Raw genomic sequence first — 14,865 nt, 5'->3', positions numbered from 1 at the left:
GCGTCGAAACCATGAGCACCGACACTGATTTCACTGATCTCAAGGCATGTTTTGTGAACTGCACGCTGAAGCCCAGCCCTGAGCTCAGCCACACTCAGGGCCTGATGGATAACTCGATCGCGATCATGCGGGAGAACGGGGTTGACGTGGATGTCATCCGCGCCGTGGACTTCGACCTGGCCCCCGGCGTCTATCCCGACATGCGCGCGGATGTTCCGGGCGGCAGTCAGGCGAGCGACGGGTGGCCGGACCTGAAGCATCGGATTCTCGACGCCGACATCTTGGTGATCGGCACACCAATTTGGCTGGGGGACAAGTCGTCGGTTGCGACACGACTGATCGAGCGTCTCTACGCTTTGTCGGGGGAGACGAACGATCGGGGCCAATTTCTCTACTACGGGCGCACCGCCGGCGTCCTCGTCACCGGTAACGAGGACGGCATCAAGCACGTGGCCATGAACGTCCTCTATTCGCTGCAGCACCTGGGCTACACCATTCCCCCCAACGCCGATGCTGGCTGGATTGGGCCCGTCGGCCCGGGGCCGTCTTTCCTCGACGAGGGCAGCGGAGGACCAGAGACCGACTTCACGCGCCGCAACACTACGTTCATGACGTGGAACCTGATGCACGCGGCGCGGTGGCTCAAGGACTCTGGCGGCTATCCGGCAGGGGGCAACTCCAGCGAGGCGTGGAGCGACGGCGCCCGCTTCGACCACCCCAACCCCGAGTACCGGGCCTAGCGACATGTCGAACGCAACGTTCCGCGTGGAAAGTCGCGAACCCGTCACCTATGTGGCGTTGCCGGTGACAGTGACGATGCATGACATTGGCCAGCGCATCGGTGCCGCCTACGACCAGCTCGATGTCTACCTCGCAGCGCGAGGGATTAACCCCACCGGTCCTTCGTTGGTGAGGTATCGCAGGCTCGACATGCGGGGCCCGTTCACCGTTGACGTGGGCTGGGTGATTCCGGAGAATACCTGGATTGATCTTCCTTACGTCGCCGATGTGCTTCCCCCGGGGCGCTACGCAGTCGCCTCCTACGAGGGTCCTTTTGACAACCTCGACGAGGTCACCCGCGAGACCATGATGTGGGCAGATCTGAACGACCTCAATTTTGACGTCGAACCGGGCGTGGACGGCGAGTGGGCGTCACGTGTTGAGTTCTATCTCGACGATCCCCGCGAGGGTGATGAGGGCCTTGAGGGTCCCGTCGAAGTCGCGATTCTGACGCGCGACTAGGAACGGTCGTCCTTCACCGGCGTGACGATCTCGTCGGTAGAGGAGTTGATGAACGAGGGGCTGACCTCGTCTTCGTCAGCGAAGGTTTCCGAGTTTGGTGCGGGTGATTGCACCCCGCCGGACGCGCCCACCTTGGCGTTGGGAATCTCCTCACGCTCGGGCGCGCGCCCCAGCTTCTGAAGCCACGACACCTTGTACTTGATGGGCGCGGCCTGTTGGTCCGTGGACTCCAGGCCATACTCATCGCCAACGTATTCAGAAACATGCTCGACAAAGTCCTGTCGGTTGTCGCGCAGGTAGCTTTGATGTTCGCGTCGGAACGCCTTGAGGGTGGCCAACATCATGCCGATCATCACCACCGAGAATGGCAAAGCCGTGATGATGGCCGCCGTCTGTAGCGCGGTCAGGCCCCCACTGAGCAACAGGGCAATTGCCACGAGAGCCGTCGTCACCGCCCAGAAAACACGCAACCACTGGCGAGGGTTCTCTGCCCCTCCCGACGTGAGCATTCCCAGCACCAGCGAGCCGGAGTCCGAGGACGTGATGAAGAACAGCCCGATCAATAGGATTGCGCCGTAACTTACGGCCGCGCCGCCTGGCAGGCCGTCGAGCATCGCGAACAGAGAACCGTTGTAATCGACCTCGCCATTGGGACCGATGAGCCCGCCGTCGCCGTAGAGTTCGCGGTAGATGGCCGTGCCTCCCAGCGTGGCGAACCACAGAAAGGCGATGGACGTCGGGACGAGCAGCACGCCCCAGACGAACTCGCGAACGGTGCGCCCCTTGGAAACACGCGCGATAAAGATGCCGACGAACGGCGCCCAGGAGATCCACCAACCCCAGTAGAAGGTGGTCCATGCGGCCTGCCATTGCTCGCCGGCCTCGCCCGCGTAGGCCGAGACGTTGAAGCTCAGTCCCACAAAGCTCTGTACGTACGCACCCACATCTTGGACGAACTCCCGCAGGATGAAGAGCGTGGGGCCCGCGAAAAGTACGTACAGCAAGATCCCGCCGGCGAGCGCCAGGTTGATGCTGGACAACCACTTCATGCCCTTTTGCAGGCCGGTGACCAAGGAGAAAATGGTGAAGATCGTGATGATGACGATCAGCATGATCTGAGTACTGGTGGTGGGTTGCGCTATGCCCGCCGAGTCGAGCCCGGAACTCATTTGGAGCACGCCGAGTCCCAAAGACGTCGCCACACCAAACATGGTGCCGACCACGGCGGTGACGTCAATCACGTCACCCCAGCGTCCCTTGACTCTGGCGCCCAGGAGAGGTTCGAGCGCCCACCTGATCGACACGGGACGCCCGCGCCGGTGCACGGCATAAGCGATTGAGACGCCCACCACGATGTAGATCGACCACGCGTGGATTCCCCAGTGGAGGAATGTTTGAGTCATGGAGGCCTGCGCGAGTTGCTCGGGAGTGCCGGTCACTCCTGGGCGGGGGTCGGCGTAGTGCGCGAGAGGTTCCGCGACGCCGTAGAAGACCAGGCCGATGCCCATGCCGGCCGCGAAGAGCAGTGCGAACCACGAGAATAGTGAGAATGCCGGCTTGTCCCCAGCCCGTCCCAACTTGATGTTGCCGAACCGGCTAAAGCCGATGAACAGGGTGAACGCCACGAACACCGCGGCAATGAGCACGTAGTACCAGCCGAATCCCGACACGATGCCGGACTGGATCTGAGCGAAGAGTGCTTCAGCGGAGTCGGGCCAGATGATGGCGTAGAGACAGAAGCCAAGGATCAGGATCGCGCCGGGCCAGAAGACCGCCTTGCTGAGCGCCGACTTGGACATCGGGGTGTGGACGTCCTGCTTGGTCGCCATGACTCTCCCTGTGAGTAGGTGTAGCGCTGAGCTTTGTCTCTACGCTAGCCCCCACCCGACAGGAATGTGGGCGAATCCCGGAAAAATACCTGGTGTTCTACCAATCCGCCTCGTGGCAACTCGCATCCTTCGCGTATTCCACCTGGATGGTCGCGTGCGCCAGCGAGTAGGTCTCGCGCAGCAGGGTTCGCGCCGCACCAAGCACGGCGGTTGGATCCGCGTCGTGGCGCGCCACCAGGTGAGCCGTGGCGACGTCCATGCCTGACGTCAATGTCCACACGTGCAGATCGTGCACGCCCTCCACCCCGTCGATCGACATCAGGTCGCTGTCGATCTGGCGGGGATCGGCGTTGGCCGGCGCGTGCTGCGCGAGCACGTGCACCACCTCGCGCCCCAACATGGTCGCCCGCACGGCGACGAACACCCCGATTGCCAAGGCGATGACCGTGTCCCAGACTCCGTCGCCTGTGGCGTGAACCAAGATTCCCGCCGCAATCACGCCCACGGAACCCAAGGCATCGGCGAAAACCTCGAGGTAGGCGCCTTTGACGTTGAGCGACTCCTTGGAGCCGCCGCGCAAGAGCACTAAGGCGACCAGGTTCACTATGAGTCCCAGCGCGCCGACCACGAGCATGGTCCCCGACGCGAGTTCGGGTTCATCGCCGATGCGGCCAATCGCTTCCACGACCACGTAGATGCTGACGCCCCACATCAACAAAACCGCTAGCCCGGACGCGAACACCTCCGCGCGGTAGCTGCCGTACGAGCGAGTTCCGGTGCTGTCGGGTCGGGTGGCGACTCGCGTCGCGATGAGGGCAGCGCCCAGGGCCACGACATCCGCGGCCATGTGGCCGGCATCGGTCAAGAGGGCGAGCGATCCCGAGGTGATCGCGCTGATGAGCTCGACCACAAAGAACGCGAGGATGAGACCGAACGACACCGCGAGGCGCCAGCGATGGCGACTTCCCGCGTGCCCCGTGTGACTGTGGCTTCCACTCATCCCATCAGGCTACGCGCCGCCCCAGCAGCACAACAGCCCCTAGGTGGAGGCAGGAGAGGTGGTTGCGTGGGTGGGGTCCGGACGCCAGCGTGGGGCTCGAAAGTACACGGCGGAGAAGAGTGCACCAACGCTCACCACGACCAGGCAGATGGTCGCGATGTAGGCGTAACCGTTGTTGGGGTTGAGGAACGGGTAGGGGACCCAGCCGTCGGTGATGCCGCGGGCCAGGATGACGCCCAACCACAGCGCGGGATAGATGAGTACGATCCACATCTTGCCCAACGGGAGGGGCCGGCGAGGCCCGGCGATGAGCCAGTCAGCAACCACGATGATGCCGCTCGCCAGGTGAAGCACCGTGTTCGCCCACGGCACTGCGGCGTCGTGGAAGGGAGCCAAGAGTAGCCAGTACACGATCGTTACCACGGTCAAATACACGGCGGCCGATGCTCGCAGCAGCTCCACCCAGTCGGGCCGGGGGCTGCGGGTGTAGATCGCCGCGACGATGAGTGCCGCGGCGGCAATCGCATTGGTTTGGTTGGTGAAAAACCCGTAGGTATTGAAAAACTTGAAGGTGCCGTCGGTCATCGAAGGCAGGGCTGAGGCCACCACCGCGGCCATAATGCCGAGGGCGGCGAGCACTCTGAACGTCCGCACCATTGCGTACACGTTCTTGACCCTACCGTTACCTGAACGTGATGTAACTACCGGTGCGGCGCGTCGACCGGCCCACTGCGGACGCTTGTCCCTTTTGGCGTTTTTATGACTGGCTTTGCGTCGTCTTTACGTTAAAAAATCAAGGGAAACTTTGTAGAACGCTACCTCTGACCAGAGTTGTCATCGTCGGGGTGCCGCCGCAGGTACCAGGCCTCAAAGCTAAACACGACGATCGTCGCGACGACCGCGCCGACGATGACCCACGGGGTCTGTGCGCCTCGAATCAGCACGAACGCGACTAGGGCGGTCACGTCGGCAGCGAGGGCGGCGACAATGATCCACGCCTTCGCGTCCACGTCTTTGCGCAGGTGACGAAGCACGCCCCATTGGAGGGCGATGTCCATGATGAGGTAGACGATGATGCCGACGGCCGCGATGGCAGATAGTCCTAGGGTTGCCGCGAGGACGGCGGCCACGATGCCGATGTAGATCAATACGTGCTGACGCACGCTTCCCGGCAGCCCAAAGTGGCGGTGGGGGATCATCTTCATGTCGGTGACCATGGTGAGCATGCGGGACACGGCGAACAGGCTCGCGATCAGCCCCGTGATGGTCGCGACGACCGCAACCACCACTGTGGCGTTGATGCCGAACTGCCCGAGCGCGGGCTCGGCCGCCTGCGCGAGGGAATAGTCCTTGGCGTCGACGATCTCGCTGACGGACAGCGACGCCCCTGCGCCAATGCTCACCAGTACGTAGAGCGCCGCACAGATGCTCAGCGAGATGATGATGGCGCGGCCCACATTGCGCTCGGGATCCTTCAGTTCTGCGCCGTCGTTGGTGATGGTGGTGAAGCCCTTGTAGGCGAGCACCGCCAGGGCGGTTGCGGCGACAAACCCGCCGATGCTCGTACCATCGGTGAGGCCCTCGTCGGCGGCCTTGTAGCTGAAGCCGGACACGGCGATCGCGGCGATGGCCAGCAGGCCGATTCCGGCAATCTTGATGACTGCCCCCACGGTCTGTACCCACGAGATTGACTCGTTGCGGGCCAGGTTGATGCCCACGGCGGCTGCGACCAGCGCTACGGCCAGCGCCGAGATGAGCCATGGCGGACCACCGCCGAAGGGCCTGAGAACGTAGGTGCCAAAGGTGCGGGCGACCAACGCCTCGTTGAGCACCATCGACAACGCCATCAGCATCGCGGACCCCGCGGCAATAGTGCGCCGGCCGTAAGCCTGAGTCAGGATCATGGCGATCCCGCCGGCCGAGGGATTGACCCGGGTGACCTTAACGTAGGCATAGGCGCTGAGGCCGGCCACTCCCGCGGCGGCAAGAAACGCGAGCGGGAACAGTGGTCCGGCGAGCTCGGCGACCTGGCCGGTGAGGGCGAAGATGCCGGCTCCCACCATGACGCCGGTGCCCATGGCCACGGCCCCGCGCAGGGTGAGGCTGTTCTCGCGGTAACTGTCCTTGGTGCCAGCGGAGCCGTTGGCCATCGAACTACTCCTTTGCGTCAGTAGGCCATTTGTCGCGTCTACTTCTTGCTACGCGTCAATTCCTCGGTAAATTCCCAGGCCGCGATGGGCGCATCGAAGTTCTTGGAGCTACGGCCCATGATGCGCGGGGCTCGGTAGCCCGTGTTCGGGACCACGTGCCCACCGCCCTTGACGGTATAGAGCCGCACCGGCACGCCGCTGCCTGCGCCGAACTCCTTGAGGACCACCGACCGGCGCTTGCCCTCGATCCCGGCAACCAAGGTACGAACGGGGGCACCCTCCACGCTGTTGATGCCAGGGTCCGATGCCGGCCCGGCTACGCCGTTCACGCGGGCGAAGGCGATCGCGGAGTCGATTGCCGACTTCACCTCGCCCAGAGGGTTGCCGCGGCTGCCCGCGCGTCCACCGGCAAAGGGGTTGAGTGAGTCCTTGGTGCCCTCGACCAGCATGACGGGTTTGGGGATGCTGAGGTTGATGCAGTCCGAGCTACTGGGCTCCGACATGTTCGCCGCGTTGGCGACGATGGCGGCAAAGGTATGAGGGCTCTGCGCCAACATCTTGTAGAGCATGTGTGCACCGTTGGAATAGCCGAAGCCATACACGCGCTCCGTGTCGAGGCCATGCTTTTGGGTCAGGTCTGTCACAAGAGCGTTGAGAAACGCGACATCGTCGATTCCCTCCGCACGTGCGGCGTACTTGGTGGCGGTGCGGCAGTCGTGCCAACTGTGCTTGTAGCCGGCCGGGTACACCACGACAAAACCCTCGCGGGCTGCGAGCTCCTCAAACTGGTAGCCGGTGATGAACCGCATGTCTTCGGCATTGGAACTGGCGCCGTGGAGCACTACCCACAGGGGGGCTCCCGGACTGAGGTTTGCCGGCACCACCGCGATGTAGTCACGGTTCATGTCGCCCACCTTGATGGATGCCCGCGAGACCTCATTGTCGAGCGTGGGCTCGGGAGGCTTGGGTGCGTAAATCACAAACCAGCCCACGAGGGCAACGATGGCGAGTCCGCCGATGACACCGATCGCAATAAGCATGTGAGTCAGCCTACGGCGTGACGAGTCGCCATCGAGTCGCCTTGAAGAGCAGGAGCGCGAGCACGCTTCCGACCACCACGATGCCGCCCACGACCACCGCGACGGAGGCGTAGCCATTGTCCGGCTCCAGGAATCCGTACGGCACCCAGCCATCGGTGGCGCCGCGCGCAAGAACCACCGCCAGCCACACCACCGGGTACAGGAGCACCACCCAGAAGCCCTTCGCGGGCAGGGCGCGCCGGGGTCCCACAAGGAGCCAGTCCGCGAGCACAATCAGGCAACTCACGAGGTGGACTATGTAGTTGGCCCACGGGACCTCGGGATCCGAGCTGGGGGCGAGCAGAGTCCAATAGACCACGGTCACAATGACAAGGTAGACCGCGGCGCACGCCCGGAGATACTCGACCCAGGACGGGCGCTCGCGGCCCGTGTAGAACGCCGCGATTCCCAAGGCCGCTGCCGCGATCAGATTGCTCTGAATCGTGAAATAGCCGAAGAAGTTGAAGAATCTCAGCGTGCCGTCGGCCACGCCCGGCCACGCGTCGCCAACGATGGCCGCCAGAATCAACGCGATCGCTGCGATGCGCCCGACCTTTACGACAGTGTTCATCTCGCCGACACTACCGCCCGGAATCTTCCGCACGCTCCTGCGCTTACATCTCAATCACTTTGGGCCCAAAAATGAGCCCAGATGTAAGCGCAGGAGCTGCGGTTGTTGTGCGACGCGTTAGCGGGCGTCCTTCTTTGCCCTGCGCGCCGCGGATGATGTGGTGTTAAGTGTCGCGATGGCGGCGTTGAGCGCCTTGAGGGACACCTTGCCGTTGCTCGCGGTGGCAATGCCGCGCAAGGGCATCTCGCCGAACATGGCGCTCATCATCGCCGCGGTGTCCTCGTCGTCGCCCATGTCGCCAAACTGCTTGCTGATGACACCCTGTAGCTGCGTGCGTAGTTTGCGACCCAGGGCCGTCTGCTGCAGTGAATCGATGGTCGAGTCGCGGTGGAACGGGAGTGTGGGGCGTGGGGTCGGGATGGGGTGCCCGAGCAACGTCGCGAATTCCGCGTCAGTGGCCACAAAGCCCGCGGGGCCGCTCGAGGGGGCCACGGCATCGTCCGATGCGATGCGAACCTTCTTGGAGGCGCGTACATCGGTGGACGACGCGGCGACGATGATTTCAAACTCGCCGGCCTCGACCTTCCAGTCCTTGGAGGGGACGTCGTAGATGGCGAAGGCGCGGCGATCGAGCTCGATCGTGACGGTCTCGGAGGCTCCGGCGGCCAGATGCACTTTGGCGAAGCCCTTGAGTTCCTTGTCGGGACGGTAGACCGACGACTCGATGTCCCGCACGTACACCTGCACGACCTCGCTGCCGGCACGCGTGCCCGTGTTGGTCACGGTCACCTTGACGGTGTAGCCGTCGCCGCTCTTGCGGGTGGACAGGTCCGAGTAGTCGAACGTGGTGTAACTCAGGCCGTGGCCGAACGGGAAGCGCGCGGGGATGCCCGAGGCATCGTGGAAGCGATAGCCCACGAACAGACCCTCGCGGTACTCCACCTGGCCGGGGTCGCCGGGGAAGTTCTGATGCGCGGGCAGGTCCAGGGTCGAGACGGGGAACGACTCGGCCAGGCGTCCGCCGGGCTCAGCAGCGCCGAGCAGCACGTCCGCAATCGCGGATCCGCCTGCCTGGCCACCGAGGTAGGCCTCGACGATTGCTGCCGGACGTGCGGCCCACGGCATGTTCACCGGGCCGCCATTCTGCAGTACCACCACGGTGTTCGGGTTGGTGTCGCACAGCAGCTCGATCAGGCGATCGTGTGCGCCTGGCAACCCCAGGTTCGCGCGGTCAAAGCCCTCGGACTCGAGGGAACTGGGCAGGCCACCCACGAAGATCACTGCGTCTGCGTCGCGCGCGGCGTTCGCCGCCTGGACCAGCAGGTCCGCGGTGGTGTCTCCGGACTTGGCGTCGTAGCCGGCCGCGTAGGTGACCTCGACATCGGCGGTCGCGGTGTCCTGCGCGAGTGCCTCGCGGATGGCGTCGAGCGCGCTGTCGAGCTGGGTGGGGTTGACGTGTGATGACCCTCCGCCCTGGTAGCGGGGGCTCTCGGCGAAGGCGCCCACGACGGCGATGCGGCCCTTGGGGGAGAGTGGGAGGATGCCGTTGTTGGTCATCAGCACGGTTCCGGCCGCCGCGGCGCGGCGAGCGATGGCGTGGTGCGATTCAAAATCAACCCCGGCATCGGCCGATGCTGTGGCTGGGTCGAGGCCATCGTGCTCCACTGAGCGAAGCGCAAGCCGGACCACGTTGGTGGCCGCCGCGTCGAGGTCGGCCATGGCCAGCGAGCCGTCCTTGAGCGCGGCTTCGACGGCGCCGTCCCACAGGCCGTGCGAGCCGGGCATCTCGAGGTCGAGGCCCGCGGCGATGGCCTGGGGGCGGTCGTAGGTCGCGAGCCAGTCGGTCATGGCGAGGCCGGTGAAGCCCCACTCATCACGCAGGATGTCGGTCATGAGGCGTTTGTTCTCGCCGGCGTGGGTGCCGTTGACCTGGTTGTACGAGCACATGATGGTCCACGGGTCGGATTCCTTGACGGCGATCTCGAAGCCGGTCAGGTAGAGCTCGCGCAGCGTGCGCTCGTCTACGACGGCGTCCACTGACATGCGGTTGCTTTCCTGGTTGTTGACGGCGTAGTGCTTGAGGCACGCGCCCACACCCTCGGACTGAATGCCACGCACCAGGCCGGCGGACATCTTGCCGGCCAGGAAGGGATCTTCGGAAACGTACTCGAACACGCGGCCACCGGCGGGGTGGCGCTTCATGTTGAGGCCGGGTCCCAAGAGCACGGCGACGTTTTCGGCGCGAGACTCGCGACCGAGTGCTCCGCCCACCTCTTCGAGCAGGGTCGGGTCCCAGGTGGCGCCGAGCGTGACGGCGGGAGGGAAGCAGGTGGCGGGAACGGAGTCCGCGAGACCCACATGGTCGGTGTCGCCCTGTTGCTTGCGAAGTCCGTGGGGTCCGTCGGTCAGCATGACGGAGGGGACGGCCTCGCGGGACCCGCTGGCGTTGATGGCCTCGGTGGTCCAAAAGTCCTTGCCGGAGACTACGCGGATCTTGTCGGCGGTGCTGAGCTTCGCCACGACCTGCTGGGCTCGGTCGAGGAAGGTGTCGGTGACGCTGTCGGCGGGCGAATTCATGGTGTCTCCTGGGTTGACGATGGGCTGCGGTGACCATCGGGATGTGACAGACTGGCGTTATCTAACAACTGTTAGATAAAGAATCGTAAGCCGCGCTAGGCTCATGCGCAAGTACACGTTCACGAAAGAGAGGCCCGTGTGGCTGAACGGCTCGCCCCCGAAGTGCGCCGAGCGCGCATCCTCGATACCGCGATGGTGATCATCACGGAGGAGGGCTTCCGTGGTCTCACCATGCGCTCGCTGGCGCGCCGCTGCGACATGTCCGCGCCCGGACTCATGCACTACTTCGCCGACCTGCCCACGCTGCTGATGGCCGTGCTCGAGTATCGCGACCGCACCGACGGCGAGCGCGTCGTGAGCGAGCGCGGTGGCCAGCTCACCGCGCGTCAACTCTTCGACGGGGTAGTGGGGACGATGCTAGCTCGGCCGGAAGCGGCGCGCCTGTTCGCGGTGCTCGAGGGTGAGGCGCTCGCGCCGGACCACCCGGCGCACGACTACTTTCAGCGGCGATTCGACGCAATTGTCGAGGGTGCGCACCCCATTCTCGCCAAGGAATTCGCGGACCCAGACTCCTTTGCGCGCCGGCTCTTCGCGATCCTCGACGGCCTGCAGTTGCACTGGCTACGGGACGTCGACGGCTTCGACCTGCGCGCGCAATGGGACGCGATCGCCGATCCGTTGTTTGCCAGCGAAGCTCGCGTCCCGGACTAGCCGTGTGAAACGGCGCCAGTGACGGTCCTTTGGCACCCCGGTCGTCAGTGACACTTAGATCAATGAATACGTCAGCATCTAGCGCCGTGCCAGCACCCACGCCATCCTCGGCCCGCACTCCGTCGTACCTGCTACTCGCCGTCACGGTCCTCGTTGTCGCGGCGAACCTGCGGGGCGCGATCACGGCGCTCGGCCCCATCATCGACCGGGTCGGCACAGACACTGGACTGTCCGCCGGCGCCCTAGGCGTGCTTGGGGCGCTGCCGATCCTCACCTTCGGAGTCGTGTCTCCGCTGGTTCACCGGCTGTCGTCAACGTTCGGCGCCGACCGAGCGGTCTTTGGTGCGCTACTAGTGCTGACGCTCGGCACCGTGGTCCGGTCACTGCCGGGCCTTAGCGGTTGGCTGTGGGTGGGCACGGTGCTGCTCGCCGCAGCCATCGCCGTGGCGAACGTGCTGATGCCCGCGATCGTCAAGCGTGACTTCCCCCAGCAGGTCTCGCTCATGACCGGTCTGTACTCGGCCGTGATGAGTGGCTTCGCAGCCATCGCGTCCGGAATTGCGGTCCCCATCGCACGCTCCACCAACTGGGAGTTGGCGCTGGGGGTCTGGGCCATCCCTGCGCTGATCGCCGCGGGCGTGTGGGTGTTCCGTCTGCGTGGATCCCAGGCAGCACGACCCGTACCCATCCCCGCTACTACGGCGCCCACGGCGGCCCGGTCGATGTGGAGGTCGGGCGTCGCCTGGCAGGTCGCCCTGGTGATGGCGCTACAGTCCTCGGTGTTCTACCTCCTCATCACGTGGCTACCCTCCATCGAGTCGTCGCATGGAGTGGGCGAGTCGGAGGCTGGCTGGCACCTGGTCATCTTCCAGATTGCCGGCATCGTCGGCGGCCTCGTGGCCGGACCGGTCTTGCACCGTCGTCACGACCAAAGTGGGGTGGGAATGGCGACCGCCGGGCTCATGGTCATCGCGATGGTCGGCCTACTGGTGCTCCCCGACCTCGTGGTGGTTTGGGTGGCTTTCGCGGGCCTCAGCGCGGGTTCATCGCTGGTGGTGGCCCTGACCCTCATGTCGGTGCGCGCCCGCACGCCGCACGACTCGGGCAGGCTGTCGGCCATGTCGCAGTCGGTCGGCTATCTGATTGCCTCACTCGGTCCCATCATGTCCGGTCTGCTCTTTGAGTTCACCGACAGTTGGACACCGGTATTGGTGTTCGCTGCGCTGCTCGCGACCGGTCAGGGAGCGTTCGTCGCCTTCGCGGGACGCAACCGCTTTGCGCACGCGGAATAGCGGTCGGGCCCACGGGCGTTGCCGATGGAGACTTGATCCGCGACAACCCACACTTAGGAGTTTCACTCATGGCACGCATCACAGTTCTCGGTGGCACCGGCTACGCGGGCGGCGCAATCGTCGCTGACGCGATCACGCGCGATCACGAGGTGGCGTCTTACAGCCGCCGCCTGCCCGAGGCCGCCGACCTCCTCGACGGCGTGAGCTACGAGGTGGGTTCCATGACCGATGCGGCCGTGCGCGCCGACTCGCTGTCCGCCACCGACGTGTTGGTCGCGGCCCTGTCCCCGCGCGGCGACATGGCGGGCCGAGTACGCGCTCTCTATGCGGCGCTTGCCGACGAGGCGGCCGATGCTGGAGTCAGGTTGGTCGTGATCGGCGGCGCCAGCGCGCTGCGCCCCGCGGCAGGCGAGCCGACCTTCGCCGAGGCTGGGCAGGCCCCAGCGGCCTTCGCCGAGGAGGCGATGGAGATGTTCGGCGTCCTCCAGGATCTGCAGGCACGCACGGACGAGCTCGACTGGCTCTTCGTGAGCCCCGCGCGCACGTTCGGTTCATACGCACCGGGAGAGGCCACAGGGCACTATCGCGTGGGTGGCGACGTGGTGGTCACGGACGATGCTGGGGAGTCAGTCATCTCCGGGCCCGACTTTGGGCAGGCAGTGGTCGACGAGATCGAGTCGCACGACCACACGCGCCAGCAGATCACCTTCGCATACTGATCTAGCCTGGCTACATGAGTAAAGACAAGCGTCCTCCCCGTCCGGTACACACCGCGACGGTGGCGCGCACGGAAGCAGTTGCGCCCAATATGATCCGTGTGATCCTCACGGGCAACGGCTTGCGCGCGCTCCCCGAGCTCACCTACACGGATCACTACGTCAAACTTAGGTTTGGCGACGTCACCCGCACCTACACGATTCGCTCGTTCGATCGTGAGACGAACGAGATGGCGATCGACTTCGTCATTCACGGCGACGAGGGTCTGGCGGGTCCTTGGGCGGCGCGGGCGCAGCCAGGGGACGAGATCTCCTTCAACGGGCCGGGCGGCAAGTGGCGTCCCGCCGCCGATGCCGACGCTCACCTTTTGGTCGGGGACGAGGCGGCGATCCCCGCGATTGCCACAGCGCTCGAGGCGCTCCCGGCCGATGCTGCAGCACGGGTTTTTGTGGAAGTCGCCTCCGCTGCGCATCACCAACCACTACGCGAGACCTCGCGCACCGAGGTCACCTGGGTCCACCGCGACGAGCACAAGACGCCGGACGGCCGACCGCTCGGGTACGGCGAGGCACTGACGCTGGCCGTGATGCGCGCGCGCGTTCCCGAGGGGCGCCTCGAGGCGTTCGTCCACGGCAACGCGGACATGATCAAGCCGCTGCGTCGCTACCTGTTCAAGCAGGTGGGAGTGCCGCGCGATCAGGTATCGATCTCCGGATACTGGCGCACCGGCATGAACGAGGACGGCTGGCAATCCAGCAAGGCCGAGTTCAACGCCGCCATGGAGGCGGAGGACTAGTTACATCTCCTCGTGGGTGTCAGGGTCGCCGCCGAACAGGCGGCCGTCGGGCTTGGTGAGTCCCGAGATTGCCGCGACCTCGGCATCGGTCAACTCGAACCCGAACACGTCGAGGTTCTCCGTCTGACGCGAGGGAGTCGCGGACTTGGGTAGCGGTAGCGACCCAATCTGCACGTGCCAGCGCAGGATCGCCTGGGCGGGCGTCACGCCGTGAGCTGCGGCGGCATCGGCAACCGGGGACTCGCCGAACGGCGCGCTGCGCTTGCCCAGCGGGCTCCACGCCTCCGTCACGATCCCCAGCTTGTCGTGCGTCGCGCGCATCGACTCCTGAACAAAGTAGGGGTGTAGCTCGATCTGGTTGATCGCCGGCGTCACGCCGGAGTCCTCGATGATGTCGGCGAGGTGCTTGGCGGTGAAGTTGGAGACGCCGATGCTGCGGATCAGTCCACGCTTCTGGAGTTCCACGAGCGCGCGCCACGCCTCGCGGTACTTGTTGGTGATGGGGTTGGGCCAGTGGATCAGCAGGACATCGAGTCGATCTAATCCTAGTCGGGTGACTGACTCATAACCTGCGGCGAGGGCGCTGTCATAGTCGTGATGGCGACCGGCGAGCTTGCTCTGCACCGTGACCTCGTCACGAGAGACTCCAGAGTCCGCGAGAAAGTCGCGCAGACCACGGCCAACCGCGCCCTCGTTCTCGTAGTTGGTGGCGGAGTCCAGCAACCGATAGCCGTTGTCGAGCGCGGCATGAACGGCGTCTCGCCCCTCCTCACCCTTCAGTGGGTAGGTGCCAAAGCCGATCGCCGGAATCGAGTGGCCGTCATTGAGCAGGTGTGTAGGTGTCTGAGTCATCTCACCAGGCTATTACCTCAGCGCGGACGTCACCACACAGGCCCGGCCA

14 protein-coding genes are annotated in these 14,865 nt (G+C 64.9%); 6 read left to right on the top strand and 8 right to left on the bottom strand.

Features of this window, described 5'->3' with window-relative positions:
- The first annotated feature begins 11 nt into the window (after nucleotides 1-11).
- Together AOP73_RS02465 and AOP73_RS02460 are read left to right on the top strand one after the other, a co-directional pair.
- The gene (locus AOP73_RS02465) at nucleotides 12-740 is read left to right on the top strand and encodes a flavodoxin family protein (RefSeq protein WP_061963049.1); all 729 of its coding nucleotides are present in this window, start codon (nucleotides 12-14) and stop codon (nucleotides 738-740) included.
- 4 nt (nucleotides 741-744) lie between these two features.
- Nucleotides 745-1,242, top strand: a complete 498-nt coding sequence (locus AOP73_RS02460) for a GyrI-like domain-containing protein (protein ID WP_061963048.1) — start codon at nucleotides 745-747, stop codon at nucleotides 1,240-1,242.
- Here AOP73_RS02460 and AOP73_RS02455 read toward each other — a convergent pair.
- The 7 genes from AOP73_RS02455 to AOP73_RS02425 all read right to left on the bottom strand — a co-directional run bounded on the left by AOP73_RS02455 (nucleotide 1,239) and on the right by AOP73_RS02425 (nucleotide 10,448).
- The gene (locus AOP73_RS02455) at nucleotides 1,239-3,071 is read right to left on the bottom strand and encodes a BCCT family transporter (protein WP_061963047.1); all 1,833 of its coding nucleotides are present in this window, start codon (nucleotides 3,069-3,071) and stop codon (nucleotides 1,239-1,241) included. The two genes, AOP73_RS02460 and AOP73_RS02455, sit on opposite strands and share 4 nt — an antisense overlap.
- A gap of 97 nt (nucleotides 3,072-3,168) precedes the next feature.
- Complete coding sequence (locus AOP73_RS02450; RefSeq protein WP_061963046.1) at nucleotides 3,169-4,071, bottom strand: cation diffusion facilitator family transporter; 903 nt, start codon at nucleotides 4,069-4,071, stop codon at nucleotides 3,169-3,171.
- A 39-nt stretch (nucleotides 4,072-4,110) separates the two neighbouring features.
- Nucleotides 4,111-4,728, bottom strand: a complete 618-nt coding sequence (locus tag AOP73_RS02445) for a Pr6Pr family membrane protein (protein WP_061963045.1) — start codon at nucleotides 4,726-4,728, stop codon at nucleotides 4,111-4,113.
- A gap of 158 nt (nucleotides 4,729-4,886) precedes the next feature.
- On the bottom strand, nucleotides 4,887-6,221 hold the full coding sequence (locus AOP73_RS02440; protein ID WP_061963044.1) for an APC family permease: 1,335 nt from the start codon (nucleotides 6,219-6,221) through the stop codon (nucleotides 4,887-4,889).
- 38 nt (nucleotides 6,222-6,259) lie between these two features.
- Nucleotides 6,260-7,261, bottom strand: coding sequence for a CE1 family esterase (locus AOP73_RS02435; protein ID WP_061963043.1), 1,002 nt, complete (start codon nucleotides 7,259-7,261; stop codon nucleotides 6,260-6,262).
- Nucleotides 7,262-7,271: 10 nt separating this feature from the next.
- Nucleotides 7,272-7,871 carry a Pr6Pr family membrane protein gene (locus tag AOP73_RS11965; protein ID WP_061963042.1) on the bottom strand — a complete coding sequence of 200 codons (600 nt, stop codon included), beginning with the start codon at nucleotides 7,869-7,871 and terminating at the stop codon, nucleotides 7,272-7,274.
- 117 nt (nucleotides 7,872-7,988) lie between these two features.
- Nucleotides 7,989-10,448, bottom strand: a complete 2,460-nt coding sequence (locus AOP73_RS02425) for a glycoside hydrolase family 3 C-terminal domain-containing protein (protein WP_061963041.1) — start codon at nucleotides 10,446-10,448, stop codon at nucleotides 7,989-7,991.
- Nucleotides 10,449-10,586: 138 nt separating this feature from the next.
- Between AOP73_RS02425 and AOP73_RS02420 the strand changes: the two genes are divergently transcribed.
- The 4 genes from AOP73_RS02420 to AOP73_RS02405 all read left to right on the top strand — a co-directional run bounded on the left by AOP73_RS02420 (nucleotide 10,587) and on the right by AOP73_RS02405 (nucleotide 13,964).
- The gene (locus AOP73_RS02420) at nucleotides 10,587-11,159 is read left to right on the top strand and encodes a TetR/AcrR family transcriptional regulator (RefSeq protein WP_061963040.1); all 573 of its coding nucleotides are present in this window, start codon (nucleotides 10,587-10,589) and stop codon (nucleotides 11,157-11,159) included.
- Between the two features lie 62 nt (nucleotides 11,160-11,221).
- Nucleotides 11,222-12,451: an MFS transporter gene (locus AOP73_RS02415; RefSeq protein ID WP_084626501.1), complete on the top strand. Its 1,230-nt coding sequence runs from the start codon at nucleotides 11,222-11,224 to the stop codon at nucleotides 12,449-12,451.
- A gap of 68 nt (nucleotides 12,452-12,519) precedes the next feature.
- Complete coding sequence (locus AOP73_RS02410) at nucleotides 12,520-13,170, top strand: NAD(P)-dependent oxidoreductase (protein WP_061963038.1); 651 nt, start codon at nucleotides 12,520-12,522, stop codon at nucleotides 13,168-13,170.
- A gap of 14 nt (nucleotides 13,171-13,184) precedes the next feature.
- The gene (locus tag AOP73_RS02405; RefSeq protein WP_061963037.1) at nucleotides 13,185-13,964 is read left to right on the top strand and encodes a siderophore-interacting protein; all 780 of its coding nucleotides are present in this window, start codon (nucleotides 13,185-13,187) and stop codon (nucleotides 13,962-13,964) included.
- Here the strand turns inward: AOP73_RS02405 and AOP73_RS02400 are convergent, their stop codons facing one another.
- On the bottom strand, nucleotides 13,965-14,816 hold the full coding sequence (locus tag AOP73_RS02400; protein WP_061963036.1) for an aldo/keto reductase: 852 nt from the start codon (nucleotides 14,814-14,816) through the stop codon (nucleotides 13,965-13,967).
- Between the last annotated feature and the right edge of the window lie 49 nt (nucleotides 14,817-14,865).

It is taken from the genome of Demequina aurantiaca (assembly GCF_000975135.1).
Taxonomy (GTDB): domain Bacteria; phylum Actinomycetota; class Actinomycetes; order Actinomycetales; family Demequinaceae; genus Demequina; species Demequina aurantiaca.
The sequence above is the reverse complement of the archived record's forward strand: the minus strand, read 5'-3'. Positions and strand labels throughout refer to the sequence as shown.